Genomic DNA, 26,974 nt, shown 5'->3' on the forward strand with positions numbered 1-26,974 from the left:
AGCTTACGGTGCCGGAACCACATTCACGAGCTTCGGCGCACGGACGATGACCTTCAACGGCTCCTTGCCGTCGAGCATGCGAATCACCGTCTCATGGGCCAAGGCCTGCTCGCGCAGGTCATCCTCGGAAATGTCGATCGGAACTTCCAGGCGTGCGCGGACCTTGCCCTTGATCTGGACCACGGCGGTGACGGTATCGTCAACCAGCAGCGACTCATCGACCTCCGGCCAGGCGCTGTTCACGACGCTCGGTGCGTAGCCGAGCTCGGCCCACATGTCCTCGGCGGTGTAGGGGGCGAACATGCTCAGCAGCTGGGCGGTGACGGTGGCCGCCTCGCGGACGGCCGGGTCGGCGGCGCCGGCTCCCGAATCGATGGTCTTGCGCGCCGCGTTGACCAATTCCATGGTCTTGGCGATCACCACGTTGAACTTGCCCGAATCCAGCAGCGCGGCTGCCTCGTGCACGGTGCGGTGGGTGACCTGGCGCAGCGCCTTCTCACCGGTGGTGTAGTCCACGTCCTGTGCGCTGGTGACGTCCTGGGCGATGCGCCAGGCGCGGGCCAGGAACTTCTGCGAACCGCTTGGGGACACATCGGCCCAGTCCACGTCGTCCTCCGGCGGGGAGGCGAAGATCATGGTCAGCCGCACCGCGTCGACGCCGAACTTGTCCAGCTGCTCGCCGAGGTCCACGCCGTTGCCCAGGGACTTGCTCATGGCCTTGCCGCCGTTGAGCACCTGGCCCTGGTTCAGCAGCGCGCTGAACGGCTCGGTCGCGTCGATCAGGCCCAGGTCGTGGATGACCTTGGTGAAGAAGCGCGAGTAGAGCAGGTGCAGGATCGCGTGCTCGACGCCGCCGACATACTGGCCTACCGGCATCCAGTCGCGGACCGCCTGCGGGTCGAAGGGGCCCTCGGTGTAGTTCGGGGAGACGAAGCGCAGGAAGTACCAGGAGGAGTCCACGAAGGTGTCCATGGTGTCGGTGTCGCGCTTGGCGTCCGCCCCGCACTTCGGGCAGGGCACGTTGACCCACTCCGCCACGGCGGCCAGCGGGCTGGTGCCCTTCGGCGCCAGCTGCTCACCGCGCAGGTTATCGGGCAGGCGCACCGGCAGCTGGTCATCGGGTACCGGGACCTCGCCGCATTCGGCACAGTGGATGATCGGGATCGGGGTGCCCCAGAAGCGCTGGCGGCTCAGCAGCCAGTCGCGCAGCCGGTAGTTGACCGTGTGTTCGCCGGTGCCGGCGGCTTCCACGATTTCGATCGCCTTGGCGACCGCTTCGGTCTTGTCCAGCCCGGTCAGCTCACCGGAGTTGACCAGCTTGCCCTCGCCGGCGGTGGCGGTTCCCGACACGGCCGGGTCCTCTTCGCCGGTCTCCACGACCACGCGCACCGGCAGGTCGAAGGTGCGGGCGAAGTCCAGGTCGCGCTGGTCGTGCGCGGGCACGGCCATGATCGCGCCGGTGCCGTAGTCGGCCAGCACGTAGTCCGCCGCCCAGACCGGCAGCTTCCCACCCGAGAGCGGGTTGATCGCGTAGCGGCCGGTGAACACGCCGGTCTTCTCGCGCTCGCTGGACTGGCGTTCGATTTCCGAGAGCGTCTTGACCTGCTCCTGGTAGGCTTCCAGCGCTTCGCGGTGCTGCTCGGTGACCAGCTCGTTGGCCAGCGCGGCATCCGCGGCGACCACCATGAAGGTCGCCCCGTAGAGGGTGTCCGGGCGGGTGGTGAAGACCGGGATCTGCACCTCGGCCAGTTGCTCGTGGGCTTCGATCTGGAAGGTGACCTGGGCGCCTTCGGAACGGCCGATCCAGTTCTTCTGCATCAGCAGCACGCGCTCGGGCCAGTGGCCCTTGAGCGCATCCATGTCCTCGAGCAGGCGGTCGGCGTACTCGGTGATCTTGAAGTACCACTGGTTCAGCGACTTCTTGGTCACGGCGGTGCCGCAGCGTTCGCAGGCGCCGTTGACTACCTGCTCGTTGGCCAGCACGGTCTGGTCCTTCGGGCACCAGTTGACCGGGTGGTCCTTGCGGTAGGCCAGGCCCTTTTCGTAGAACTTGTTGAACAGCCACTGCGTCCAGCGGTAGTACTCCGGATCCGAGGTGTGCAGCCGGCGATCCCAATCCGCGGAGATGGCGTAGCGCTTGAAGCTCTCGGCCTGGGTGTCGATGTTCTTATAGGTCCACTCGGCCGGGTGCGCATTGCGCTTGATCGCGGCGTTCTCCGCCGGCAGGCCGAAGGAATCCCAGCCGATGGGGTGCATGACGTCAAAGCCACGCAGGCGCCAGTAGCGTGCGACGACATCGCCCATGGCAAAGGCCTCCGCGTGGCCCATGTGCAGGTCACCGGAGGGGTAGGGGAACATATCCAGCACGTAGCGACGTTCACGGGTGCCATCGTCGGCCGGCTTGAACACTTCTAGTTCATCCCAAACCGGTAGCCACTTGGACTCGAGGTCCTTGAAGTCGTAGGTTCTGGTCTCGTTCGTCGATGATGTCACTGAGCTCGTCTCACAAACTTGCGGAAAAATTTCCTGACGGAAAAACTTGGTATTGTCTCCAGACACAACAAAAGCCCCCAAATATCCACTCGGGGGTACGGCCGCAGGCCGCTCTTAGACTAGGTCGCGCTGAAAATGCATACAGCGATTCTATCGCAGTTCCAGCCGCAGAGGTGCATCGATGAAGTGCGCGCTGCGCCACGGCAAAAACGGCATGCCCACGATCGCTTCCCCGGCCGCCGGCTGGCACCGCAGCCCAATGAACCCCCTACCCGTCGGCAAACATGGATCCCTACGCTTCGACGCCGCGGATACTCGGCGAATCCAGCAGCCCGTGCATGGGGCCGATCCGTTCGATCATGGCGGGCAGCGGCCTGGTAGCCGTCGAGGAACGCGCTGAGATCCGCCGGGTCATTGCCCGAAAAGCCTGCGCGGCATAGGCCAAGTCCCCCAATCTGGTACTCGGCTCGCTAGCATCCCAGTCGATGAACACCCAGCGCTCCCCTGGCCAGATTCCACGGGGCCAGATCGGGCTGTCGAAGTCCTCGCCCAACGCGGACCATTCTGCCGCATGCATCCAGCCCAGGGGCTCCCCGCTGGATACGAAATGCCGGGGGTTTCCATCGCGCCCAAGGCCGGCGCAAGAAATATTCCGCCACGCTATCCACAACCCGCGGACGAAGCCGCGGCGCAGGGCCGCCCCGGCGTAATCATGGAGGCATGAACACGCCAGCACTCATCTCAGCGCTGCACACCCTGTGCAGGGCCCCGCTTCAGCTCGGGGCGCACCTCACCGGTGCCATGCTCGTGCGCCTGGGGATCCTCTGTCTGGCCTTGTTCACCGCCATCGGCCAGCTGGTCCACCAGACCCGCGACCCGCGCCTGGTCCTGGCCCATGCGGATCTGGTCGAGAAGTTCTCCCAACAGGTCCACCTCGCCCAGCTCACCACCGCACTGGATGCAGAGGCCAGCGGCGCGCACGCGCTCAGTCTGGAAACCTACGACGGGCTGCGCGACGGCACCTGCAGCTTCGAGGCGCAGCCCGAACTAGCCGCCGGCCGCACCTGCTATCAGAGCACCGGCGATCTGCTCGCCGCCTGGCTTGGACTGAATTACTTCGAGGCCCAACGCCGTATCGACGATGCCCACCTGCTCATCGGCCGCCGTACGCCGCAAGGCACGATCTGCGAGCCGCGCTTCGCCCAGCTGGCCGAGGTCTATGCCAAGGGCGGCGCCGACCGCCGCAGCATCGCAGCCACCGCACGTCGCCTGGAGAAGCTCGAAGCCACCGACACCACCTTCGACGGCGTGCCCACCGAGCTGAAGGCGCGCGGCACCGACGGCCGCTTCCTGGAGGAGCATGCCGCCGAGTCACTGCGGAGCCTGGGGCCAGATGAAGCACGCAAAGACATCAGCTCCCGGATCAGTCTCTACAAGCAGCTCAAAGGCGACAAGCTCCCACCGAAGCTCGGGCTGTTCATCGGCCCGGTGGTCCAAGGCGTGCACGAATTCACCCTTCGCACCCTAGCCACGCAGGCCCAGCTGATCCGTTCGATCGCCGTGCAGGCCAGCGCCCCGCGCACCAAGGCCGGCCAGGCAGCCCGGACCCCCGTGCAGCCCGATGGCAGCACCGAAGCAGCCGATCAGCCCGCCACCGAGCCAACGGCTGCCCGGGCGGCGGAATCCGCCGAATCTATCGACCGGTCCGGCACCGCCGAGGAACCAACAGCCGGAGCACCAACATGGCTGCGCACCGAAAATCCCATGCCCGACTGGGCCCGCGCAGCGGAAGAACCCTCCGGAGCCAAACCCGAGCTGCCAGCGGACGATGCTGAAGCAACGCCCGGGAAGAGCATCCCGGCCAACGCAGAAGTTGCCTCGGACCGCGAGGAGGTCAGCGTCGCACTGCGCAGGCTCAACGCGCTCATGGCGATTCTCGCCACCCCCGCAGGAGGCAAGGCCAAGGCGGTCATCCCGCGATTCATTGTCTACATGTGGCTCAGCGATCTGCAGAATCTGGACCGCGCTTATGGGACTACTTCCAACGGCGTTCGGCTCCCGCCCGGCGAGCTCAGACGGGCTCTTGCCAAAGCCAATGTGATCCCCGTGGTGCTCGGCGGCAACAGCCAACCCCTGGACATGGGAAGATCCAGACGCTACCACGAGGGCTACGTGCGGGCGGGTGTGCTGGCGCGTGATCGCGGATGCATTGTGCCCGGCTGCACCACGGCTCCCGATCACGTGGAGATCGATCACTATAAGCTGCCCTGGGCCGAGGGTGGCACCACAAGTGTTAAATCCGGGGCGGCGGTCTGCCCCGATGGCCACCATAGCCGCCATCTCGGACAGCTTAAGATCGTGGACGTCAACGGCCTGCCGCACGTCATCCTGCCTCCGCATCTGGACCCGGAGCAGAAACCGCGGCGCAACACCTATTGGGATGCGCTGCAGCTCGGTGATGCTCCCGACCCCGATGTAGCTGGTCCGGAGCCACCGGAGAACGACGAGTGATGTCCCGGCGTTGAGGGTTAACGACAGCGGGACCCCGAATCAACGATTATCAGTTGATTCGGGGTCCGCTGCTATCGGCTCATCGACAAGGTCGAGGGCGGCGAGGCCGAGTTAGGCCTTCGTGTCCTCATCCACCCAATCGAAGGTGCGAGTCACTGCCTTCTTCCAAAGGCGCAGGCTGCGCTCGCGCTCTTCTTCACCCATGGCCGGTTCCCAACGCTTGTCCTCGGACCAGTTGGTTTCCAGCTCGCCCAGGCCCTTCCAGAAGCCCACGGCCAGGCCTGCGGCATATGCGGCGCCCAATGCCGTGGTTTCGGTAACCTTTGGACGGACCACCGGGACACCTAGGATGTCCGCCTGGAACTGCATCAGGCTCTCGTTGGCAACCATGCCACCGTCAACCTTCAGCTCGGTCAGAGGCACCTCGGCGTCGGCGTTGACCGCATCAAGCACCTCGCGGGTCTGGAAGGCGGTGGCCTCCAGCGCCGCGCGGGCAATATGGTTCTTGTTCGCGAAGCGGGTCAGGCCCACAATGGCGCCACGAGCCTCGGCACGCCAATACGGGGCGAACAGGCCCGAGAACGCCGGGACGATGTAGACCCCGCCGTTGTCCTCCACCTTGGCCGCCAGCTCTTCAATCTCGGGAGCCGTGGCGATCATGCCGATATTGTCACGCAACCACTGCACCAGCGAACCGGCCACGGCGATCGAGCCTTCCAAGGCATAGACCGGAGCGGCATCGCCCAGCTTGTAGGCCATGGTGGTGAGCAAACCGTTAGAGGAATGCACGATCTCGGTGCCGGTGTTGAAGATCAAGAAGCAACCGGTGCCGTAAGTGTTCTTCGCGGTACCGGCGGTGAAAGCGGCCTGGCCGAAGGTGGCTGCCTGCTGGTCGCCCAGGATGCCGGCCACGGGTACTTCGCGCAGCAGCTGATTGCCGGCCACGGTGCCATACACCTCTGAGGAAGAGCGAATCTCGGGCATCATCGAAGCTGGCACACCGAAGTCCGCCAGGATCTGCTCATCCCAGGTCAGCGTCTTCAGATCCATGAACAGGGTGCGCGAAGCGTTGGTCACGTCGGTGACGTGCACGCCGCCGTCCACGCCGCCGGTCAGGTTCCACAGTACCCACGTATCAGTGGTGCCGAAGATCAGGTCGCCGGCTTCGGCACGCTCCCGAGCGCCTTCGACGTTGTCCAGGATCCACTTGATCTTGGTTCCGGAGAAATACGTGGCCAGTGGCAGGCCGACGCGGTCCTTGTAGCGGTCGACTCCCCCGTCCTTGGCCAACTCGTCGACGATGTCCTGGGTGCGGGTGTCTTGCCAGACGATCGCGTTGTACACCGGCTTGCCGGTGTTCTTGTCCCAGACCACGGCGGTTTCGCGCTGGTTGGTGATGCCGACAACTTCGATGTCGTGGCGGGTCAGGTTTTGCTTGGACAGGGCTTGGCCGATGACTTCTCGGGTGTTGTTCCAGATTTCCGCTGCGTCGTGCTCAACCCAACCAGCGGCCGGGAAAATCTGTTCGTGCTCCAGCTGGCCTACCGAGACAACCTCGCCTGCATGATCGAAGACGATGGCTCGGGAACTGGTCGTTCCCTGGTCAATGGCGATGACATATTTTTCACTCATGATTCACATCTCTCTTTCTAGAACAGGAAGCCGGCAGCGACGCCGCCAAGTAGACCACCGATGACCGGACCGGTGATGGGCACCCAGGAGTAGGCCCAGTCGGAAGAACCCTTGCCCTTGATAGGAAGGATAGCGTGTGCTAGTCGCGGACCGAGGTCACGGGTCGGGTTGATGGCGTAGCCGGTAGCTCCACCGAGGGACAGGCCGATGGCCACCACGAGCAGTGCGACCGCTAGCGGGCCGAGCTGGTGCGGGGTCTTTCCCAGACCGGCGATGACGAAGACGAGCACAAACGTGCCGAATACCTCGGTGACGACGTTCCAGCCATAGGAGCGGATCGCCGGACCGGTGGCGAAGACGCCAAGCTGGCTGCCGGCGTTCTGCTTGTCATCGAGGTGCTTTTTGTAGGCCAGCCAGACGCCAACGGCGCCAAGGAAGGCACCAACGAGCTGCGCCAGGAAATAGAGCATGGTGTTGGCGAAGGTGATGGCGACGCCCGGTGCGTATTCGGTGATATCTGGGTTGATCATCAAGCCCAGGGTCACCGCAGGGTTCAGGTGAGCACCTGAAATACCGGCGATCCAGACACCGCAGTAGACGCCTAGACCCCAGCCGAAGCTGATGGCAAGCCATCCGGCGGCGCTACCGAGGGTGCCTTTCAACGCGACGTTGGCGCAGACACCGCCGCCCATGAGTAGGAGAATGAATGTGCCGGCTAATTCGGCAAGAAACACGTGAGTGGACAACATTGACCTCTTAGTGATTTCGTAGGCCGACGGCAACCTGCCGCCGGCCGGTGCAGGTTACGCGAGGATGACCCCATGGCTATCTGCAAGTACCGAGAGCGAATGGTCGATCTCGGCTTCGGTCTGGGACTGATCCCAGCCCATTGGCGTCACGAGGTGCGAGGCGACCTCGATGACCAAACTTTTGGTGACCAGCCCGCGGAAGGCGAGGTTGGTGCGCCGGATGAACACGTCGATCAGGCGACCGACCTGCTCATGCTCGGCTAAGTAGGCAAGTTCTTCAACGGACAGTTCGCTGCTGTGCTCCAGGAGCTGCTCGTGCTGGCCGAGCTGCTCCAGCACGCTGTCGGCCCCGGTGCCGTAGCGCTCGAGCAGCACGCGCAGGCGTGAATGCGGCGCACGCTGCTCGCGGGCGGCATACCAGGCGGCAAGTTCGCCGTCGTTCTTCGGGAAGTTCTTGCCTCCGCCGATGGCCACACCTTCGGTGCTGACCTTCGCGCTTTCGCCCAGGAAATCCAACGCCTTGCCCCCGAGGTTCTCGGCCAGCGCGCGGAAGGTGGTCCATTTGCCGCCGATCAGCGAAAGCATCGTAGTGCTATCGGTCAGGCGGGTTTCCTTCACCTGGTAATCGCGCGAAACGAAGCCCGGAGCGGTATCGTCGTGGTTTGGCAGCGGACGCACGCCGGAGAACTTGTAGACGATATCTTCCTTGGCCACCTCGATCCGCGGGAAGACCTGTTGGATCAGGTCGAAGAAGTAGTCCACTTCCGCCTCGGTGCACACCGCAGGATCACGCATATCGTGTTCCAGGTCGGTGGTGCCCACCAGGACGCGGCCGAGCATCGGGTAAATCAGCACGATGCGGCCGTCTTCGTTTTCGAAGAAGATCTCACGCCCGCCGGTGGCGGCAAGCAGTTCCGGGTGGTCCAGCACGATGTGCGAGCCCTTGGTGCCGCCGGTCCATTTGGTTTCCTTGCCAAGCTCCGCGTTGGTCAGGTCAACCCAGGCGCCGGTGGCATTGATGATGACCTCGGCGTCGAAATCAAATTCCGCGCCGCTGAGCACATCGCGCAATTTCGCGGTTCCCGATTCAACGCCGGCAAGCTCCACGTAGTTCGAGGCGCGCGCTTGGTCGCTGGCCTTCAGTCCGTCGCGCAAGACGTCCAGGGTGAGCCGCTCGGGGTTATGCACCGAGGCGTCGAAGTAGGTGGCGGTGTACTTCACATCGTCGCGCAAAGCGGGCAGATCCTTGCGGGCGGCCTTGGCTCCCTTGAAGTTATGCCATGGGGTATTGCGTCCGCCGATGCCGGCGAAGACGTCATACATGATCAGGCCGGCCTTGATCAGCGCCGCACCTCGTTCGGTGGGCTTTCCCGACTTGTGGCTCAAGAAGCGCATTGGAGCGCTGAGCATGCCGGAGAAGGTGGAGAAGATCGGAATCGTGGTCTGCAGCGGTTTCACATAGTGCGGGGCGATCTCCAACAGGGAGTTGCGTTCCTGGACCGATTCGTGGACCAGACGGAACTCTCCGTTCTCCAGGTAGCGGATGCCACCGTGGATCATATGCGAGCTGGCACCCGAGGCGCCTTGGCAGTAGTCCCCGCGTTCCACCAGCGCCACATCGATTCCCTGCATCGCCAGGTAGCGGAAAGTTGCTACGCCATTGATGCCGCCGCCGACAACGAGCACGCGCGCCTTTGGCCGTGCACGAAGTTGCTCTAGCTGGTCCCGATTCACGATTACATGCCCCTTTATTGACGATTGGTACGTGTCAACAGTTAGTCTGGTCACCATGGAACGAAACGGTCAAACGAAATGCACAAACGTGCAGAAAAGGTCCCATTGATGCAGATATCCCCCAGCTCCGGTCCGTACAAACTGCCAAATCCTGGCACATCCGTGCAAGCCAGCCCCAAAGCGAAGGATGCGTTGCGGGCGGCCCAGCTGTATTACCTGCAGGACATCAAGATGGAGGTAATCGCCCGTGAACTCGGGGTTTCACGCTCCACGGTCTCCCGCCTGCTCGCTCATGCCAAACGCACCGGCATGGTGTCGGTGAAGATCAACCCTTCCGCAAATATGTCCGCGCTGCTCGGCAACCAGCTCGCCGAGCAATACGGGATCAGCGTGCATTTGGTGCCTACCGACGGTTCGATGGACGATACCGAACTCCTCCAACGCGTGTCGGCGCACGCCGCCTACCACTTGGGCACCATGGTCTCCTCATCGATGACCATTGGCGTGGCCTGGGGGCAAACCATGCAAGCGGTTTCCGCCGCCTTGAACAGCCATCCCACCCATGATTCGGTGGTCGTCCAATTGAATGGGGCCGCCAACCCGGTATCCAGCGGTGTGCGCTATGCAAGCGAAATCCTCACCCGCTTCGGCCAGGCCTTCACCGCGCGCACCGAACAGTTCCCGGTCCCGGCCTTCTTCGACAAGGCCAGCACGCGGGAAGCGATGTGGCAGGAAACTTCCGTGCGACGCGTGCTGAATATTCAGGAGGAAATGAACCTGGCGGTCTTCTCGCTCGGCGCGGCCGACTCAAAACTCGCCTCCCAGGTGTACCGCGGTGGTTACCTGAGCGAAGCCGAAACGAGGCAATTGCGAGAGAAGGGTGTGGTGGGCGACGTGGCCACCGTGTTCTTCGACAAGCATGGAAATGACGCAAAAATCGAGATCAATGCCCGGGCTACCGGCCCCACCCTCGCCGCGCTGCGCCAGGTGCCACGGCGCTTCTGCGTGGTGGCCGGCCGAGGCAAGATCAACGCCGTTCGCGGCGCACTCAATGGCGGGCTGATCACCGAACTGGTCATAGACGAGGGCACCGCGATGGCCCTCTTGGACGGGTAGGCTTAAGCTATGAGCCCACGCACCGAATTGGTCACCACCCACGCCCTGCACGGCTCGAACACCAGGGTCTTCAGCTATCCGGCCAGCACCGCAAGCAGCGCCGGGGTCATCTTTGCGATCCATGGATTCCGCGGGGATCATCACGGACTGACCCGGATCATCGAGCAGCTGCCGCAATATACGATCATCGTGCCGGACCTGCCGGGGTTCGGCGCATCCACCTCGATGCAGCTGGCTCACGACGTCGACGGCTATGCCCTGGCGCTCAACGACCTGGCCGACGAACTTCACCTGCCGGCGCACAGCATCTTGCTCGGGCATTCCTTCGGCTCGCTGGTCGCCGCCAAACTCGCCACACAGCGCGGCTTCTCCGCCCTGCTGCTGCTCAATCCCATTTCCGAGTTGGCCCTCGAATCCTCCCAAGCCTTCATCGCCAAGCTCACCGGCTGCTACTACACGCTGTGCGCCAAACTCCCTGCGCCCCTTGGCGAGGCGGTGCTCCGCTCGAAGCTCTTCTCCGACGCGATGAGCCTGGTCATGACCAAAAGCAAGGATCCGGCAATGCGTGCGTACGTGCGCGAGCAACACCGCGCCTACTTCGGCGGTTTCCATTCACGCGACACCCTGGCCCAGTCCTACCAAGCATCGATCAGCTGCACGGTGGGCGGGTACGCCGGGACAATCGGCATCCCGGCCTTGCTGGTTGGCGGCATGCTCGATGAGCTGGGCACCGCGCAAACCCAGGAAACCCTGCGGGCGAGCTTCGCGCACGCCGAACTGGTGATGCTCGAAGACGTCGGACACCTGATCCACTACGAAAAAGCACCCGAGACCGCCGCGGCGATCACCAAATTCCTGGCTCGGATCGACGCCTAAACGGGGATCAGAGCACCTCGTCGGGATCCACCGCGATATTGACCACCGGGTCCTTGGCCGCGGACATCCGCGCGCGCAGGGCGCGCAGCGCCGAGGTCACTGCCGCTCCCTCGGCGTAGGAGTAGAAGACCACATAACGGTGTTCGATCGGTGGCCCGTCGATAATGGTCGGCCCATGGATTTGAAGCCGTTCGCGCATTGCCGGGTCCAGTGCGGCGATCAGCCGTTCGGCCCCGGGGCCGGAGATCACGGCGCTGCGCACCGCTGGCGGCAGGCCAAGTTCACGCCGCTCCCCCAGCTCCCGCTCGGCAAAGCTCGCCGGGTCGTACCTGACCAGCGCGGCCCCGGCCGGGCTGGGCGTTCCGGTGAGCACCACGACCCCGGAGCTGCTGGCCAGAGAGGCTGCGGTGAACCACCGGCTGAGCACCTCTTCGGTGTTGCGCAAGGAGTCATGGGCCATCATCTTGTCGGCGTCCAAGAGGAGCACCGCACGGTATCCGGCTTCCACGAAGGGTTCGACCCCCGGAGTGGCGACGACAAGCGCCGGCTTGCCGCTCAGCCGGCGCACCGGCTTCGCACCGGTGGAGGAAATCACCGGCACCTTCGGGAAGGCGAGGCCCAACTCGTCGGCGGTGCGGTCGGCGCCGATGCTGGCGGCGCGGATGCGCGGAGAGCTGCACTCTGCGCACCGGTACTCGCGATACTGCTCTCCGCACCATTTGCAGGCCACATGATGACCGGAGCCGCCCAGCTGCAGCGGACCTTGGCATTGCGGGCAGCGCGCGAGCGTGCGGCAGTCCTGGCAGGCCAGGGCGGGCATGAACCCGGTGCGGGCCACCTGGACCAGCACCGGGCCGGTTTCCAGGGCCTTGGTGGCCTCACGCCAGGCGAGGGACGGGATTCGGGCCCGGGCCAGCACCGGATCTCGTTCCAGTTCAAAATCATTGGTGGTCGCCACCACGCGGGCGGTGTGTGCGCGTAAAATCTCACGCGGCATCTTCAACTCGATGGCCCAGCCGGTAGCGACCAGGCGTTGGGCCTCCACCGAACGTGATGGCGAGGCGATCAGCAACGAGCAGTTTCCGTGCGTGCTGCGCAACAACGCCACCTCGCGCGCATGCTGGTAGGGCGCGCGTTGCTCGCGATGGGATTGGTCCGAATCCTGCCACAGCACGATCAGCCCGAGGTCCGGCACGTGGCATTGGGCCGCCGAACGGGTGCCGATCACGATGTGCACGTGGCCGCCGATGGCGCGCAAGAAATTCCGGTAGCGCGGAGTCGGCCCGTCATCGGCCTGCAAGCGCGCATAGCAATCCTTGCCATAGTGCTCGTCCAGATGCTCGGCTAGGCGTTCCAGATCGCTGGCATCGGGCACCAGGAGCAGGACCCGTTCCTTGCGCGCCAGCACCGGGCGGCAGGCATCCAGCAGGAATCCTGGCCAGGAGCCAAAGAAGTTCGGCACCCAGGTGGCCACCGCCCGCAACGTGTCCCCATTGGCCCAGGCTTGCAGCGCTTGGGCGCCCTGCTCGTAGTGCTCTAGCTGATTCGGTGATTCGGGCAGGGTGGGCAGCTGGTCGAGCAGCTCTTCTTTTTCCACCTTCGCCGCGCGCGGCGGCACCGCAAGGCGCACCACATCCCACACGGTGCCGGCATAGCGGTTGGCCACCAGCTCGGCGACCTCGAAGACCGGACGGTGCAATACAACCTGGTCGCTGACTAGTTTCGCCAGCGCCTTCAGCTTGATTGGCGAGGGATGGTCTTCGAGGATTTCGGTGATGAACCCGGGCAGCTGCTGCGGGCCGAAGGGCACCTTGACGCGCGCACCCACTCTCGCGCCTTGAACCATCGAGGGCGGCACCTCATAGTCGAAGAGCCGGTCCAGGTGCGGGACCGAAGAATCAATCAGCACCCGGGCAACCCGTTTGATACGGGCCGGCTCGGGTGCTGAGATCAGGGCATCCTGCTGCACCTGGTTCCTAGGCGTTGAACCAGTTGCGCAACGCGTCCACGCGGTCCAGACGCTCCCAGGTGAAATCGTTGTCGTCGCGGCCGAAGTGGCCGTGCGCGGCGGTCTTGCGGTAGATCGGACGCAAGAGGTCCAGATCTTCGATAATGCCCAGCGGGCGCAGGTCGAAGATCTCGTTGATGGCGTGGGTGATCTTGGCCGGGTCAACCGTTTCGCTGCCGAAGGTCTCCACATAGAGTCCCACCGGACGCGCCACGCCGATGGCGTAGGCCACCTGCACCTCGGCGCGGCGGGCCAGGCCTGCTGCGACGACGTTCTTGGCTACCCAGCGCATCGCGTAGGCCGCCGAACGGTCAACCTTCGAAGGGTCCTTGCCGGAGAACGCGCCACCACCATGGCGGGCGAAACCACCGTAGGTGTCCACGATGATCTTCCGGCCGGTCAACCCGGCATCCCCCACCGGACCGCCGATGACGAACGGGCCCGAAGGGTTCAGAATGATTTTCACGTTCGAGGTATCCAGATCCACGCGCTCCAGAATCGGCGCAACCACCTCTTCGGCGAGATCGGCCTTCAGCGTCTCCAGCTCGTACTCGGCGGCGTGCTGGCTGGAAACCACCACGGTATCCACCGAGACCGGGGTGTCCCCGTCGTAGCCGATGGTCACCTGGGTTTTGCCGTCCGGTCGCAGCAACGGCATGCGTCCGTTCTTGCGCACCTGGGTCAACCGCTCGGAGAGGCGGTGAGCGAGGAAGATCGGGGTGGGCATCAGCGAATCGGTTTCATCCGAGGCGTAGCCGAACATCAGGCCCTGGTCGCCGGCGCCCTGCAGGTCGCGCGGCCCCTCGGCGGTACCCTCGCGGGATTCCAGCGAGTTGAACACGCCGTCGTGGATTTCCTGGGACTGCTGGCCGATGGAGACCGACACGCCGCAGCGGGCGCCGTCGAAGCCGTTGGCCGAGGAGTCATAGCCGATATCCAGGATGGTGCTGCGCACGATCTCGGGGATCTCGACATAACCGTTGGTGGTTACCTCGCCGGCCACATGCACCAGTCCGGTGGTGGTCAGCGTTTCGACCGCAACCTTGGAGTTCGGATCCTGCGCCAGCATGGCGTCGAGGATTGCATCCGAGATCTGGTCGCAAATCTTGTCCGGGTGTCCCTCGGTGACGGATTCCGAGGTGAAAAGACGAAGTTCGGGGCTAGTTGAAGTCACCTTTTTACTCTATCTGGTCTGACCGACCGATTGCTTTTAGTTGCGACGTTACGTGACCAAGCGCTATATGGCGCGGCTCACTTTGTGACGCGTGAATGTCCGATTATTGCGTCGGCGATCTGCTCTATGACTACCCGTGCCACGTCCAGCTTGCTTCCCTGGGCCTGCACGCTGGGCGCCTGCGAGGCGAAAAGCACCTGAACGCTATTGGTGTCCTCCCCGAAGGTCAGCTGCGCGCCGACCTCGTTGACCACCAGCATTTCGCAGCCCTTGCGTTCGAGCTTGGAGCGGCCGTAGTCCAGCACGCTGCCGTGCTCATCGCCCGTCTCGGCGGCGAAGCCAACGATCAACCCGGGCAGGGTGGCGTCCGCGGAACGCGCCTGGACCACCTCGGCAAGGATGTCCGGATTGCGCACCAGGGTGATCACCGGGGCGGAGTGCTCGTCGCGTTTCTTGATCTTCGAATTCTCGATGGAAGCCGGTCGGAAGTCGGCGACGGCCGCGTTCATGATCAGCACATCGTTTCCCGGCGCTTCGGCAAAAACCGCAGCACGCAGTTCCAGTGCGCTGGAGGCGTGGACCAGGCGGACCCCATGCGGGGCCGGAACCTCAAGGTGCGTCGCGAGCAGCGTCACCTGCGCACCGGCATCACGGGCGGCCTGCGCCAGAGCGACGCCTTGGCGGCCCGAGGAACGGTTGCCCAGGAAGCGCACCGGATCCAGCGGCTCGCGCGTGCCCCCGGCGGTAATCAGGACGCGCTGTCCGGCCAGCAGGGGGGTGCTCAGCAATGGCGCGATCTCGGCGAGGATCTCTTCGGGCTCCGGAAGCCTTCCGGGGCCGGTGTCCTTGCCAGTCAGGCGCCCGCTGGCGGGTTCGATAACCTTCACTCCGCGGCCGCGCAGCGTGTCGACATTTGCTCGTGTGGCCGGGTGCTGCCACATTTCGGTATGCATGGCCGGGGCCATTACCACCGGGGCGCGCGTGGCAAGCAGCGTGCCGGTCAACAGATCATCGGCGATCCCGGCCGCGGCCTTGGCCATGATATCCGCGGTGGCCGGGACGACGAGCACCAGATCTGCCTGCTGGCCCAGACGCACGTGGTTCACCGATTCGACGGCGTCGAAGACCTTGGAGGTCACCGGGTTGCCGGAAAGGGCCTCCCAGGTGGCGTTGCCTACGAAGTTAGCCACGTTCTCGGTGGGGATCACGTCCACGTGATGCCCGGCCTCGCGCAGCAAGCGAAGCAACAACACTGACTTATAGGCGGCGATCCCGGCCGAGACGCCCAAAACGATACGCTTCACGCAGTTCATCCTTGGTGATTTATAACCTGGTGGTTAAAGAAAAAGATGGCGTCCGCTCGGGACGCCATCTTTGCTATTAGTCTTCGGTGGCCTCGGCCCGCGAGACCTTGAGCAGCTGATTGTCCAGTTCGCGAAGTGCGATGGTCAATGGCTTCTCATTCAACTTGGTCTCAACCAATGGACCAACATACTCGAACAGGCCTTCGTTCAGCTGTGCGTAGTAGGCGTTGATCTGGCGTGCGCGCTTGGCCGAATTCAGCACCAGCGCGTACTTCGAGTCGTTGGTCTCAAGCAACGAGTCGATCGATGGGTTAATGATTCCCTCTAGATTGGACACAGGACTCCCTTTAGTCATTCTTCAGCCCCATGAGGGCAACAAGCTCTTCGGCGGCACGTGGAACATCGTCATTAACGATGGTTACATCGAATTCCGATTCGGCCGCAAGTTCCAGTTTAGCGGTTTCTAGCCGGCGCTGCTGCTCTTCGGCGGTTTCGGTACCGCGCCCGATCAGCCGGCGCACCAATTCGTCCCAGGATGGCGGGGCCAAAAAGACGAACTTCGCATCGGGCAGCGTCTCTTTAACCTGCCTCGCGCCCTGCAAATCTATTTCCAGCAGTACTTTCTTGCCGTTGGCCACCGCGTCATTAACCGTTGAGCGAATGGTGCCGTAGCTATTGCGCCCGTGCACCACCGCCCATTCCAGCATGTCGTCGTTGTCCACCAGCTGATGGAACTTTTCCGGGCCCACAAAGAAGTAGTGGACTCCATCTTGTTCCCCCGGCCGAGGCTCCCGTGTCGTTGCCGACACCGAGAGCCAGACATCAGGATAATTGTCACGGATGTAGGTAGAGACGGTGCCCTTGCCTACGGCCGTAGGGCCGGCTAGAACGGTTACCGACGCAGCGGTCATTGACTACACTTTCGTTTTTGGCGGAGATTGTTTGAAGTGTTCGGTGATTGCCGTGCGCTGCTTGCGTCCCAATCCGCGCAAGCGACGCGAAGGGGAAATGCCAAGACGCTCCAGCAGATTCGCTGCGCGCACTTCGCCGACACCCGGCACCGACTCCAAGAGGTCCATGACACGCATGCGTCCCACAGCCTCATCTTCGTATACCAAGTCTAGTACCTCCGTGATGGAGATTTTGCCGGCACTGAACTGGGCTTTAATTTCCGCACGGCGGGTGCGGGCGGCCAATGCCTTGGCGCGGGCCCGGATGCGGTCTTCGTCTGAGAGTTCTCGCAGTACCATCGTTCAGCCATCCTTAATGTGTAGTGGACTATGGCTATGTTGTGAACATAGCGATCAAACGCGGTTTTTGCAAGAGTAATCGCGTTGTGGCTACCAGAAACTGTAATAGCCACAACGCGATTCTGCTATTTATTTAGCCGGCGGCCAATAATTCATCGCGTACTTGCAACGCTTTTGCGCGCAATGCGTTTACACTAGGCCCGGCCTGGAGGATGTCGCGGCTGCTCGTGCCTAGCACCTGGCGGTAGCTGCCGGCGAAAGCGGTGGCGATATCCTGTGCTGTAGCCCCTTGGGCGCCGAGACCCGGGGTGAGCAAGGGAGCCTTGGTCAGACTCAGGTCGATGCCCAATTTCTTGGGGGCATCTCCGATCGTTGCGCCGACCACCAAGCCCACATGGCCCATATCTTCAGCATCCGCATTTTCGGCACTGACTTGGTCAATAATCGATTTTGCAACCGACTTTTCCCCGCCTACATGCTGCACGGAGGGCCCCTCCGGGTTCGAAGTCAGCCCCAAGACGAACACTCCGCGACCGGTCTGCGCGGCCAGGTCTATGGCCGGGCGCAGGGACTCGTAGCCCAGGTATGGGCTCAGCGTCACCGCGTCGCTGGCCAGTGGCGAGGCATCGTCCAACCACGCGGTCGCATAGGCTGCCATGGTCGATCCGATGTCGCCACGCTTGGCATCCGCGAGGGTTAAAATTCCCGCGGATTTTGCTGCGCGCAGAGTTTCTTCCAGGGCGGCGAATCCGGCCGAGCCAAATCGCTCATATAAAGCGACCTGCGGCTTGAGAATTGCGGCCGCCCCGGCCATGGCTTCCACCACGGTCAGTGAGAAAGATCGCACTCCGGCGGCGCTGTCCTCCAGCCCCCACGCCCGGAGCAGCCCCGGGTGCGGGTCGATGCCCACACACAGGGGCCCCGAGGCCTCCATCGCCGCCCGAAGGCGGGTTCCGAAGTTAGGCATTGCGGGCCCCGCGCAGGTTCTTGTCGTGCTCCTGCAAGCTGGTGACGTCCCACTCGTATTCGCGCAGCGCGTCGATGGCCTGCACACAGGCGCCGAACTCGGCCACGGTGGTGATGATCGGGGTGCCCACCGAAACGGCGGCGGCACGGATCTCGTAGCCGTCCCCACGGGCTTCGGAGCCCGTCGGAGTATTCAGGATCAGGCCGATCTGGCCGGCGTTGATCAAGTCCACGATCGACTCGCCGCCTTCGTGGACCTTGCCCACCACCTGGGTCGGGATGCCGTTGCGGCGCAGCACCTCGGCGGTGCCGCCGGTGGACAGGATCTCGAACCCGATGTCGGCCAGGTGCTTGACCGGGATCACGATGGAGCGCTTGTCGCGGTTGGCGACCGAGACGAAGACCTTGCCGCCGGTAGGCAGCGGGTTGTTCGCCGCCGCCTGGGACTTGGCGAAGGCGGTGTCGAAGTACTTGTCGATGCCCATCACCTCGCCGGTGGAGCGCATCTCAGGGCCCAGCAGCGAGTCGACGACCTTGCCCTCCGGGGTGCGGAAGCGAGCGAACGGAAGCACCGCTTCCTTCACCGCGATCGGTGCCGAATCCGGCAGGTGGGTGCCGTCGCCGGTGGCCGGCAGCGAAGTGCCGCGCATTTCGGCGATGCTGTGCCCGACGCCGATCAGGGCGGCGACCTTGGCCAGCTGCACGCCGGTGGCCTTCGAGGTGAACGGCACGGTGCGCGAGGCACGCGGGTTCGCCTCGATCACGTAGAGGATGTCGCTTGCCAGCGCGAACTGGATGTTGATCAGCCCGCGCACGCCCACGCCCTCGGCGATGGCCCGGGTGGCTGCCGCCACGCGGTCGCGCACATCCGGGCCCAAGGTGATCGGAGGCAGGGTGCACGACGAGTCGCCGGAGTGGATGCCGGCCTCTTCGATGTGCTCCATGATGCCGCCGATGTACAGGTCGGTGCCGTCGAACAGGGCGTCCACGTCGATCTCGATGGCGTCTTCCAGGAAGCGGTCCACCAGCACCGGGTGGTCCACGGTGATCTCGGTGGCGTTGGCGATGTAGCGCTCCAGATGCGCCTCGTCATACACGATTTCCATGCCGCGTCCGCCGAGCACGTAGCTCGGGCGCACCAGCACCGGGTAGCCGATGGAGTCCGCAATGGCCTTCGCGTCGGAGAAGGACACCGCGGTGCCGTTCTTCGGGGCGATCAGCCCGGCGTTGTCCAGCACCTGCTGGAAGGCGCCGCGGTGCTCGGCCAGGTCGATGGCCTCCGGGGAGGTACCCAGGATCGGCACGCCGGCGGCCTTCAGCTCGGCGGCGAGCTTCAACGGGGTCTGCCCGCCCAGCTGCACGAAGACGCCGAGCACCCCGCCGGACTGCTCTTCGGCGTGGATGATTTCCAGCACGTCTTCCAGGGTCAGCGGCTCGAAGTACAGGCGGTCGGAGATGTCGTAGTCGGTGGACACGGTTTCCGGGTTGCAGTTGATCATCACGGTGTCGTGCCCGGCGGCGCGCAGCGCCATCACCGCGTGCACGCAGGAGTAGTCGAATTCGATGCCCTGGCCGATGCGGTTCGGCCCGGATCCGAGGATGATCACCGAAGGCTTCTGATGCGCGACCACCTCGGTTTCCTCGTCATAGGTCGAGTACATGTACGGGGTGAACGCCTCGAACTCGGCAGCGCAGGTGTCCACGGTCTTGAAGACCGGGCGCACGCCCAGCGCGTGGCGGATCCCGCGGATGACCGCCTCGGACTTGCCGGTCAACGCCGCGATCTGCGCGTCGGAGAAGCCGTGGCGCTTGGCCTCGCGCAATAGCTCCTCGGACAGGTCCTTGTTCGCGGCGATCAGCTGCGCGGTCTCGTTGATCAGCGCCAGCTGATCCAGGTACCACGGGTCGATGGCGGTGGTTTCGAACAGGCGCTCGATGGACACTCCGGAGAACAGCAGGCGCTGGACCAGCGACAGGCGCTCGGTCGAGCCCTTCACGATGGAGGCCAGCACGGCCTCGTGCTCCGCTTCCGGGATCGGCTCGAAGGACAGCTCGGAGCCCTTCTGCTCCAGCGAGCGCAGGGCCTTCTGCAGCGCCTCGGTGAAGTTGCGGCCCAGGGCCATCGCCTCGCCGACGGACTTCATCGTGGTGGTCAGGGTCTTGTCGGCCGCCGGGAACTTCTCGAAGGCGAAGCGCGGAACCTTGACCACCACGTAGTCCAGGGCCGGCTCGAAGGAGGCCGGGGTCTTCTTCGTGATGTCGTTCGGGATCTCATCCAGGGTGTAGCCCACGGCCAGCTTGGTGGCGATCTTGGCGATCGCGAAGCCGGTGGCCTTGGAGGCCAGCGCACTGGAGCGCGAGACGCGCGGATTCATCTCGATGACCACGACGCGGCCGGTGTCCGGCTCGATGGCGAACTGGATGTTGCAGCCGCCGGTGTCCACGCCGACTTCGCGGATGACCGCGATGGAGATGTCGCGCAGGTTCTGGTATTCACGGTCGGTCAGCGTCATCGCCGGGGCGACGGTGATCGAGTCGCCGGTGTGCACGCCGACCGGATCGAAGTTCTCGATGGAGCAGACGACCACGACGTTGTCGTTCTTGTCGCGCATCATCTCCAGCTCGTATTCCTTCCAGCCCAGGATGGACTCCTCCAGGAGCACCTCGGTGGTCGGCGAGTACTGCAGCCCGGCGCCGGCGATGCGGCGCAGGTCTTCGGCGTTGTAGGCCATGCCCGAGCCCAGCCCGCCCATGGTGAACGAAGGACGCACGACCACCGGGTAGTTCAGGATCTCGACGGCGGCGAAGGCCTCCTCCAGGGTGTGCACGATGACCGACTTGGCGGACTCGGCGCCGCAGCGCTCGACAACGCCCTTGAACTTCTCGCGGTCCTCACCCAGCTCGATGGCTTCGATATTCGCGCCGATCAGCTCGACGTTGTACTTTTCCAGGGCGCCGGACTTGTCCAGCGCGATGGCGGTGTTCAGCGCGGTCTGGCCGCCCAGGGTGGGAAGGATCGCATCCGGGCGTTCCTTGGCGATGATCTTCTCCACAACCTCCGGGGTGATCGGCTCGACGTAGGTGGCGTCGGCGAATTCCGGGTCGGTCATGATGGTGGCCGGGTTGGAGTTGACCAGGATGACCCGCAGGCCCTCCTCCTTGAGCACGCGCAGGGCCTGGGTGCCGGAGTAGTCGAATTCGGCCGCCTGGCCGATGACGATCGGACCCGAACCGATGACGAGTACTGAGTTGAGATCGGTGCGCTTAGGCATTACTTGCTGTCCTTATCTGCGGCGGAATTCATCGCGGAAACGAAACGGTCGAATAGGTAGGCGGCATCGTGGGGGCCGGATGCTGCCTCCGGGTGGTACTGCACGGAGAACGCCGGGATGTCCAGGCAGGACAGGCCCTCGACCACGCGGTCGTTCAGCGAGAAGTGCGAGACCTCCACCTGGCCGAAGCGGGCCACCGGTGCGGTGACGGCTCCCTCCAGCGGCGCGTCGACGGCGAAGCCGTGGTTCTGGCTGGTGATCTCCACCCGCCCGGTGGACTTGTCCATCACCGGCTGGTTGATCCCGCGGTGCCCGAAGCGCAGCTTGTAGGTGTCGAAGCCCAGCGCGCGGCCCAGGATCTGGTTGCCGAAGCAGATGCCGAAGTACGGCATGCCGGCATCCAGCACGGAGCGGACCAATTCCACCTGCCGGGTGGCGGTGGCCGGGTCGCCGGGGCCGTTGGAGAAGAACACGCCGGTGGCGCCGGTGGCCTTGATATCCTCCAGGGTTGCATCGTGCGGCAGCACGTGCACGCGCAGTCCGCGCTCGGCCAGGCGGCGCGGGGTCATCGACTTCATGCCCAGGTCCACGGCGGCGACGGTGTGCAGCGGTTCGCCGGTGTAGCCGTGCTCGGCCGGTTCAACGGTGTAGGCCTTGTCCACGGAGACCTCGGCGGAGATGTTCCGTCCGGCCATCGCGGGCTGCGCCTTGACCAGCGCGACGAGCTCCGCCTCGGAGCGGTTGGCCTCCTCGCCGGAGAAGATGCCGGACTTCATGGCGCCCGCGTCGCGCAGGTGGCGGGTCAGCGCCCGGGTGTCCACATTGCGGATGCCCACGATGCCGTAGCCGACCAGGTCCTCGTCCAGGGTGCGCTCGCTGCGCCAGTTGCTAGGACGGCGGGCCGCGTCGCGGACCACATAGCCCGAGGGCCACATGCGCTTGGACTCCGGGTCTTCGCTGTTCACGCCGGTGTTGCCTACGTGCGGGAAGGTCTGGACGACGATCTGGTGCGCGTAGGACGGGTCGGTCAGGGTTTCCTGGTACCCGGTCATACCGGTGGTGAACACTGCTTCGCCGAGGGTCGTGCCCACGGCGCCGTAGCTGCGTCCACGGAAGATGCGGCCATCTTCGAGTACCAACACTGCTGGTAGGTTGCTCAGGGAATTCACTTAGTTTGTCTCCTGCTCGGCCGCGTCGGCTTGGTGCGACGCCAGCAACTGATAAATCTTGGCGGTGTCCTCGTGGTAGCGAGGACGGAATCCGGTGTCGAAGGTGAAATCATCCTTCACCCAGGTGATCACGATCAGCCCGTCTTTTTCGACGAACTTTCCGACCATGCCCGAGGAGCGGGCCACCTTCACGTAGGCGGTCCAGGGAATGTGCACATCGCTGGTGCCCGGGCGCATCAGGTGGATGCCGGCCTCGCCGAGCTCCAGGCTGGCATTGGCCCGGACCCCGAGCTGATGCACGGCGATCCGGTCAAGCCAGTCCTCGAACCGGGTGGTGGCCACGTACATGCCCTCGAAGCTGTGCTCTCGCCGGTCCGCGAACCCGGCGTAGGGTGCCGGGATGCCGGACTGCCGGCGTTTCATATTGCGCCAGCCGATCAGGATCAGCGCACAGAACAGTACGACGATCCCGATGGTGACCAGCGCCGAGGTGAGTTCGCCGCTAGTCATTGGCTACCCGCGGGCTGGCCAGCGCGCCATCGAGCACCGTGGCGTGGCCGTGGTAGAAGGTGGCATGCACCGCTCCGGGCAGCTCCATGCCGGCGAACGGCGAGTTGCGCCCCTTGGTGGCCATGGCGGCCGGGTCGACGATCCAGCGCGCTGCCGGATCGACCAGGGTCAGGTTGGCCGGCTCCCCCACGGCGATGGGCCGGCCCTGATCGCTCAGGCTGCCGATCTCCGCCGGGGTCTGCGAGGTGATCCGGGCGACGTCGGCCCAGGAAAGCAGTCCGGTCTCCACCAAGGTGTGCTGCACGATCGACAGCGCGGTCTCCAGCCCCGTCATGCCCATCGCGGCCGCTCCCCATTCGCAGTCCTTGGCCTCGGAGGGGTGCGGTGCGTGGTCGGTGCCGATCACGTCGATGGTGCCGTCGGCGACGCCGGCGCGCAGCGCCAGCACGTCCTCTTCGCGGCGCAGCGGCGGGTTGACCTTGAACACCGGGTCGAAGGTCTTGACCAACTCATCGGTCAGCAACAGGTGGTGCGGGGTGACCTCGGCGGTGACCTGGATGCCGCGGGCCTTGGCCCAGCGGATGATCTCCACCGAGCCGGCGGTGGAGACGTGGCACACGTGCAGGCGCGCGCCGACATGCTCGGCCAGCAGCACGTCGCGGGCGATGATCGACTCTTCGGCCACCGCCGGCCAGCCGGCCATGCCGAGCACCGCGGAGACCTCTCCCTCGTTCATCTGCGCACCCTCGGTGAGCCGTGGCTCCTGGGCGTGCTGGGCGATCACCCCGTCGAAGGCCTTCACATATTCCAGCGCGCGGCGCATCAGCAGCGGGTCCGAGACGCAGATGCCGTCATCGGAGAACATGCGTACCTTGGCGCGCGAGTCGGCCATCGCGCCGATTTCGCTCAGCTGCGCGCCGCCGAGGCCCACGGTGACCGCACCCACCGGGCGGACGTCCACCCAGCCGGCCTTGCGGCCCAGTTCGTAGACCTGCTCCACGACGCCGGCGGTATCGGCCACCGGGGTGGAGTTGGCCATCGCGTGCACCGCGGTGTAGCCGCCCTTGGCGGCGGCCTTCGACCCGGTCTCCACCGTTTCGGCGTCTTCGCGGCCCGGTTCGCGCAGGTGGGTGTGCGGGTCAACGAGGCCCGGCAGCAGCACCATGCCGGCGGCCTCGATCACGGTGGCGCCCTCGGCCGCGGGGATGGTGCCGATCTCGGCGACCTTGCCGTCACTGATCAGCACGTCGGTGCGTTCGCCACCGAGCACGGAGGCCTGTCGAATCAAATACGTCATAATCAGTTCCTTAGATCAGGTCGCCGGAGAGGAGCATATACAGGCTTGCCATGCGCACCGCCACGCCGTTGGTGACCTGTTCCAGGACCATCGAGCGAGGCGAGTCGGCGGCAGCCGAAGAAATTTCCAGGCCGCGGTTCATCGGGCCCGGGTGCAGGATGAGGGTGTCGTCCCCGTTGGCTTCCAGGGCCTTCAGCCGGGTGTCGTCCAGTCCCCAGTAGCGCGAGTATTCGCGCGGGTTCGGGAAGAAGGCGGCACGCATGCGTTCGCCCTGCACGCGCAGCATCATCACCGCGTCCACCCCGGAGGCGATGACCTCGTCGAGGTTGTAGTTGATGGTGCACGGCCAGGCGCTCGCGCCCACCGGCAGCAGGGTCGGCGGGGCGACCATGGTCACCGAGGCGCCCAGGGTGTTCAGCAGCCAGAGGTTCGAGCGGGCCACGCGGCTATGCAGAATGTCTCCGACGATCGCGACCTTCAGCCCGTCCAGCCCGCGGCCGGCCGGGCTGGTTCCCTCGCGCAGGGCCAGCTGGCGGCGCAGGGTGAAGGCGTCCAGCAGCGCCTGGGTGGGGTGCTCATGGGTGCCGTCTCCGGCGTTTACGATCGGCAGCCCGATCCAGTCGGTGGCCGCCAGCCGCGCCGGCGCCCCGGAGTCCGGGTGGCGGATGACTACCGCGTCCGCGCCGATGGCCAGCAGCGTCTGGGCGGTGTCCTTCAGCGATTCGCCCTTGGAGACGCTCGAGCCCTTGGCAGAGAAGTTGATCACATCCGCGCTCAGCCGCTTGGCGGCGGCCTCGAAGGAGATGCGCGTGCGAGTGGAGTCCTCGAAGAACAGGTTCACCACGGTGCGTCCGCGCAAGGCCGGAAGCTTCTTGACCTCGCGGGTGCCGGTTTCGCGCATTTCCTCGGCGATGTCGAGGATGGCGATGGCTTCGGCGCGGCTTAGATCCGCGGTGGAGAGCAGGTGCTTCATGCGCTGGCCTCGATGATGACTTCGTTGCTTGAATCGACTTCGGCCAGGTGCACGCGCACCTTTTCGCTTTTCGCGGTGGGCAGGTTCTTGCCTACGTGGTCCGCGCGGATGGGAAGTTCGCGGTGACCGCGGTCCACCAGAACCGCCAGCCGCACGATGCGCGGGCGCCCCCAATCGGAGAGCGCATCCAAGGCGGCGCGGATGGTGCGTCCGGAGTAGAGCACGTCGTCCACCAGCACGACGACCTTGCCGTCGATGCCGCCCGCAGGCAGGCGGGTTGGCGCCGGGGTGCGGGTGGTGGTGTGCCGCAGGTCGTCGCGGTACATGGTGATATCCAGCTGTCCGACCAGCGACGCGGGGTCAAGCTGGGTCGGCGCGGAAGCGGCGATGCGCTGTGCGAGGCGTTGGGCCAGCGGATAGCCGCGGCTCGGAATGCCTAATAGCACCAGATCTTCGGTGCCCTTGTTGGCTTCGATGATCTCGAAGGCCACACGGGTCAGTACACGTTCGATATCCTCGCCGGTCAATACCGTGCGAGCCACATCGGCCTGTGAATTTTCATTCATCCTGTGCACCTCTCCCTTCTCCGCCTCACGGGACGGGATTTAAAGGAATATTGCTAGTTCAAATTATCACGATCCGGCCACCATTCCCTAGCGGAAAGCTATGCATGACACTGAATGATCGGTGATCTCTCTCACGGCGCTTTCCGGGCTCGCGCAGCCATCCCCGCTAATGGCAGGAAAGTACCGCAGCGCCCGAGGTTCGAAGGGCTTGAATTGTTGGCTTCGCCACAGCGGATCCTCGGAAATGCCGAAGAAGCAATGTTGAGTTTTTCACGCTGCTCCCCGTCGCGGCGCAGAACCTCCTAGGCCTCGGCAGGTGCTGCCTCCGGGGCCACGCGGGTTAAATACCGCAAGCCGGAACCCAGCAGGTTCCGGCTTGCGGTAGTTCAGGAGAATCGAGGATTAGTCGACCAGGGTGTCCTTGACGCTTTGAATGCGTCCGAGCACGCCGTTGACGAACTCGGGAGACTCGTCGGTGGACAGCTCGCGCACATTCACGACGGCTTCGGCCACGGCAACCGCGTCCGGAACCTCGTCGTTGTACAGCAGCTCCCATACGCCGATGCGCAGCGCCATGCGGTCCACGGCGGGCATCCGCTCGATGGTCCAGCCCTTGACGTAGCTTTCGAGCACCTCGTCGATGCGGTCCAGGTGGGCGGTGACGCCCTCGAGGATCGTCAACGAATACTCGTTGAGCACGATGTCAGAATTTTCGCGGCGCGCGATGGCTACGCTGAGCGCATCGACGTCGCGGGCCTCGGCTTCGAAAAGAAACTCAAGTGCACGACGACGCGCCTTGGCGCGGGCCCTCACTAGGAGACACGTCCCAGGTAATCGCCGGTGCGGGTATCAACCTTCACCTTGGTGTTCTGATCGACGAACAGCGGAACCTGGATTTCCTTGCCGGTTTCCAGGGTTGCCGACTTGGTGCCTGCCGAGGAGCGGTCGCCCTGAAGGCCCGGTTCGGTGTAGGTGATTTCCAGGATGACCGAGGCCGGAAGCTCCAGGTACAGTGGGCTGCCGTCATACATGGCGATGGTCAGTTCCTGATTTTCCAACAGGAAACCGGCCGAGTCGCCCACGGTCTGGCCGGGCACGGTGATCTGGTCGTAGTCTTCCAGGTTCATGAAGACGAAGTCTTCGCCGTCCTGGTAGAGGTACTGGTAGTCGCGGCGGTCAACGTTGGCCAGCTCGATCTTGGTGCCGGCATTGTAGGTCTTGTCCAGAACCTTGCCCGTGAGCACATTGCGCATCTTGGTGCGCACGAATGCGCCACCCTTGCCCGGCTTGACGTGCTGGAAGTCGATGATGGTCCACAGTTGGCCATCGATCTTAATGACCTGACCATTCTTGATGTCAGTTGTATCCGCCACG

Annotated in this window: 23 protein-coding genes; 3 read left to right on the plus strand and 20 right to left on the minus strand. The window is 64.5% G+C overall.

The window, feature by feature from the left end; translation table 11 throughout:
- Nucleotides 1-3 precede the first annotated feature (3 nt).
- Entirely contained in the window at nucleotides 4-2,523 is a 2,520-nt protein-coding gene (gene leuS / locus CIK76_RS06805; protein ID WP_096285279.1) for a leucine--tRNA ligase, read from the minus strand.
- Nucleotides 2,524-2,785: 262 nt separating this feature from the next.
- A complete protein-coding gene (locus CIK76_RS19780; RefSeq protein WP_255248379.1) occupies nucleotides 2,786-3,070 on the minus strand; it encodes a hypothetical protein in 285 nt (94 codons plus the stop codon).
- Nucleotides 3,071-3,213: 143 nt separating this feature from the next.
- Here CIK76_RS19780 and CIK76_RS06815 point away from each other — a divergent pair, with 143 nt between their 5' ends.
- Nucleotides 3,214-5,004: an HNH endonuclease signature motif containing protein gene (locus CIK76_RS06815; RefSeq protein WP_096284754.1), complete on the plus strand. Its 1,791-nt coding sequence runs from the start codon at nucleotides 3,214-3,216 to the stop codon at nucleotides 5,002-5,004.
- Nucleotides 5,005-5,115: 111 nt separating this feature from the next.
- On the opposite strand, the gene glpK is transcribed toward CIK76_RS06815, so the two are convergent.
- From glpK to CIK76_RS06830, 3 genes are read right to left on the minus strand one after another with little or no spacing between them, the layout of a single operon-like run.
- Nucleotides 5,116-6,636 carry a glycerol kinase GlpK gene (glpK, locus tag CIK76_RS06820; protein ID WP_096284756.1) on the minus strand — a complete coding sequence of 507 codons (1,521 nt, stop codon included), beginning with the start codon at nucleotides 6,634-6,636 and terminating at the stop codon, nucleotides 5,116-5,118.
- A 17-nt stretch (nucleotides 6,637-6,653) separates the two neighbouring features.
- Nucleotides 6,654-7,385 carry an MIP/aquaporin family protein gene (locus CIK76_RS06825; protein ID WP_096284758.1) on the minus strand — a complete coding sequence of 244 codons (732 nt, stop codon included), beginning with the start codon at nucleotides 7,383-7,385 and terminating at the stop codon, nucleotides 6,654-6,656.
- Nucleotides 7,386-7,439: 54 nt separating this feature from the next.
- Nucleotides 7,440-9,119 carry a glycerol-3-phosphate dehydrogenase/oxidase gene (locus CIK76_RS06830; protein ID WP_255248380.1) on the minus strand — a complete coding sequence of 560 codons (1,680 nt, stop codon included), beginning with the start codon at nucleotides 9,117-9,119 and terminating at the stop codon, nucleotides 7,440-7,442.
- A 231-nt stretch (nucleotides 9,120-9,350) separates the two neighbouring features.
- On the opposite strand from CIK76_RS06830, the gene CIK76_RS06835 reads away from it, so the two are divergent.
- The gene (locus tag CIK76_RS06835; RefSeq protein ID WP_343252117.1) at nucleotides 9,351-10,235 is read left to right on the plus strand and encodes a sugar-binding domain-containing protein; all 885 of its coding nucleotides are present in this window, start codon (nucleotides 9,351-9,353) and stop codon (nucleotides 10,233-10,235) included.
- Nucleotides 10,236-10,244: 9 nt separating this feature from the next.
- The gene (locus CIK76_RS06840) at nucleotides 10,245-11,111 is read left to right on the plus strand and encodes an alpha/beta hydrolase (protein ID WP_096284762.1); all 867 of its coding nucleotides are present in this window, start codon (nucleotides 10,245-10,247) and stop codon (nucleotides 11,109-11,111) included.
- Between the two features lie 7 nt (nucleotides 11,112-11,118).
- Here CIK76_RS06840 and CIK76_RS06845 read toward each other — a convergent pair whose 3' ends face one another.
- The 15 genes from CIK76_RS06845 to efp all read right to left on the minus strand — a co-directional run bounded on the left by CIK76_RS06845 (nucleotide 11,119) and on the right by efp (nucleotide 26,973).
- Nucleotides 11,119-13,080, minus strand: a complete 1,962-nt coding sequence (locus CIK76_RS06845; RefSeq protein ID WP_096284764.1) for a primosomal protein PriA — start codon at nucleotides 13,078-13,080, stop codon at nucleotides 11,119-11,121.
- Between the two features lie 7 nt (nucleotides 13,081-13,087).
- Complete coding sequence (metK, locus tag CIK76_RS06850; RefSeq protein WP_096284766.1) at nucleotides 13,088-14,293, minus strand: methionine adenosyltransferase; 1,206 nt, start codon at nucleotides 14,291-14,293, stop codon at nucleotides 13,088-13,090.
- Between the two features lie 77 nt (nucleotides 14,294-14,370).
- Nucleotides 14,371-15,597: a bifunctional phosphopantothenoylcysteine decarboxylase/phosphopantothenate--cysteine ligase CoaBC gene (coaBC, locus tag CIK76_RS06855; protein WP_255248382.1), complete on the minus strand. Its 1,227-nt coding sequence runs from the start codon at nucleotides 15,595-15,597 to the stop codon at nucleotides 14,371-14,373.
- A gap of 76 nt (nucleotides 15,598-15,673) precedes the next feature.
- On the minus strand, nucleotides 15,674-15,952 hold the full coding sequence (gene rpoZ, locus CIK76_RS06860) for a DNA-directed RNA polymerase subunit omega (RefSeq protein WP_096284770.1): 279 nt from the start codon (nucleotides 15,950-15,952) through the stop codon (nucleotides 15,674-15,676).
- Nucleotides 15,945-16,508 (minus strand): guanylate kinase, encoded by a 564-nt coding sequence (gmk, locus tag CIK76_RS06865; protein WP_096284772.1) that lies wholly within the window; start codon nucleotides 16,506-16,508, stop codon nucleotides 15,945-15,947. The genes rpoZ and gmk overlap by 8 nt, the downstream gene beginning before the upstream one ends.
- A gap of 3 nt (nucleotides 16,509-16,511) precedes the next feature.
- Complete coding sequence (gene mihF, locus CIK76_RS06870; protein WP_047119171.1) at nucleotides 16,512-16,847, minus strand: integration host factor, actinobacterial type; 336 nt, start codon at nucleotides 16,845-16,847, stop codon at nucleotides 16,512-16,514.
- A gap of 133 nt (nucleotides 16,848-16,980) precedes the next feature.
- Complete coding sequence (gene pyrF / locus CIK76_RS06875) at nucleotides 16,981-17,814, minus strand: orotidine-5'-phosphate decarboxylase (RefSeq protein ID WP_096284774.1); 834 nt, start codon at nucleotides 17,812-17,814, stop codon at nucleotides 16,981-16,983.
- Entirely contained in the window at nucleotides 17,807-21,085 is a 3,279-nt protein-coding gene (carB, locus tag CIK76_RS06880) for a carbamoyl-phosphate synthase large subunit (RefSeq protein WP_096284776.1), read from the minus strand. The genes pyrF and carB overlap by 8 nt, the downstream gene beginning before the upstream one ends.
- Nucleotides 21,085-22,254 (minus strand): glutamine-hydrolyzing carbamoyl-phosphate synthase small subunit, encoded by a 1,170-nt coding sequence (gene carA / locus CIK76_RS06885; protein WP_096284778.1) that lies wholly within the window; start codon nucleotides 22,252-22,254, stop codon nucleotides 21,085-21,087. Before carA ends, carB begins: the two co-directional genes overlap by 1 nt.
- The gene (locus CIK76_RS06890) at nucleotides 22,255-22,764 is read right to left on the minus strand and encodes a hypothetical protein (protein WP_096284780.1); all 510 of its coding nucleotides are present in this window, start codon (nucleotides 22,762-22,764) and stop codon (nucleotides 22,255-22,257) included.
- Complete coding sequence (locus tag CIK76_RS06895) at nucleotides 22,757-24,061, minus strand: dihydroorotase (protein ID WP_096284782.1); 1,305 nt, start codon at nucleotides 24,059-24,061, stop codon at nucleotides 22,757-22,759. The genes CIK76_RS06890 and CIK76_RS06895 overlap by 8 nt, the downstream gene beginning before the upstream one ends.
- Before the next feature lie 10 nt (nucleotides 24,062-24,071).
- A complete protein-coding gene (locus CIK76_RS06900) occupies nucleotides 24,072-25,034 on the minus strand; it encodes an aspartate carbamoyltransferase catalytic subunit (RefSeq protein WP_096284784.1) in 963 nt (320 codons plus the stop codon).
- A complete protein-coding gene (gene pyrR, locus CIK76_RS06905; protein WP_096284786.1) occupies nucleotides 25,031-25,600 on the minus strand; it encodes a bifunctional pyr operon transcriptional regulator/uracil phosphoribosyltransferase PyrR in 570 nt (189 codons plus the stop codon). Before pyrR ends, CIK76_RS06900 begins: the two co-directional genes overlap by 4 nt.
- A 402-nt stretch (nucleotides 25,601-26,002) precedes the next feature.
- Nucleotides 26,003-26,413, minus strand: coding sequence for a transcription antitermination factor NusB (gene nusB, locus CIK76_RS06910; protein ID WP_096284788.1), 411 nt, complete (start codon nucleotides 26,411-26,413; stop codon nucleotides 26,003-26,005).
- On the minus strand, nucleotides 26,413-26,973 hold the full coding sequence (gene efp, locus CIK76_RS06915; protein WP_096284790.1) for an elongation factor P: 561 nt from the start codon (nucleotides 26,971-26,973) through the stop codon (nucleotides 26,413-26,415). Before efp ends, nusB begins: the two co-directional genes overlap by 1 nt.
- Nucleotide 26,974: the final 1 nt, after the last annotated feature.

The sequence above is a fragment of the Glutamicibacter sp. BW80 genome (assembly GCF_002332385.1).
Classification (GTDB): Bacteria; Actinomycetota; Actinomycetes; order Actinomycetales; family Micrococcaceae; genus Glutamicibacter.

Coding starts and splice junctions, on each gene's coding strand:
- pyrF (WP_096284774.1), bottom strand. CDS start 17,814: ATGCCTAACTTCGGAACCCGCCTTCGGGCGGCGATGGAGGCCTCGGGG.
- CIK76_RS06890 (WP_096284780.1), bottom strand. CDS start 22,764: ATGACTAGCGGCGAACTCACCTCGGCGCTGGTCACCATCGGGATCGTC.
- CIK76_RS06815 (WP_096284754.1), top strand. CDS start 3,214: ATGAACACGCCAGCACTCATCTCAGCGCTGCACACCCTGTGCAGGGCC.
- pyrR (WP_096284786.1), bottom strand. CDS start 25,600: ATGAATGAAAATTCACAGGCCGATGTGGCTCGCACGGTATTGACCGGC.
- glpK (WP_096284756.1), bottom strand. CDS start 6,636: ATGAGTGAAAAATATGTCATCGCCATTGACCAGGGAACGACCAGTTCC.
- carB (WP_096284776.1), bottom strand. CDS start 21,085: ATGCCTAAGCGCACCGATCTCAACTCAGTACTCGTCATCGGTTCGGGT.
- CIK76_RS06825 (WP_096284758.1), bottom strand. CDS start 7,385: ATGTTGTCCACTCACGTGTTTCTTGCCGAATTAGCCGGCACATTCATT.
- rpoZ (WP_096284770.1), bottom strand. CDS start 15,952: ATGACTAAAGGGAGTCCTGTGTCCAATCTAGAGGGAATCATTAACCCA.
- CIK76_RS06895 (WP_096284782.1), bottom strand. CDS start 24,061: ATGACGTATTTGATTCGACAGGCCTCCGTGCTCGGTGGCGAACGCACC.
- CIK76_RS06840 (WP_096284762.1), top strand. CDS start 10,245: ATGAGCCCACGCACCGAATTGGTCACCACCCACGCCCTGCACGGCTCG.
- CIK76_RS06835 (WP_343252117.1), top strand. CDS start 9,351: ATGGAGGTAATCGCCCGTGAACTCGGGGTTTCACGCTCCACGGTCTCC.
- mihF (WP_047119171.1), bottom strand. CDS start 16,847: ATGGTACTGCGAGAACTCTCAGACGAAGACCGCATCCGGGCCCGCGCC.
- CIK76_RS06900 (WP_096284784.1), bottom strand. CDS start 25,034: ATGAAGCACCTGCTCTCCACCGCGGATCTAAGCCGCGCCGAAGCCATC.
- gmk (WP_096284772.1), bottom strand. CDS start 16,508: ATGACCGCTGCGTCGGTAACCGTTCTAGCCGGCCCTACGGCCGTAGGC.
- CIK76_RS19780 (WP_255248379.1), bottom strand. CDS start 3,070: ATGCATGCGGCAGAATGGTCCGCGTTGGGCGAGGACTTCGACAGCCCG.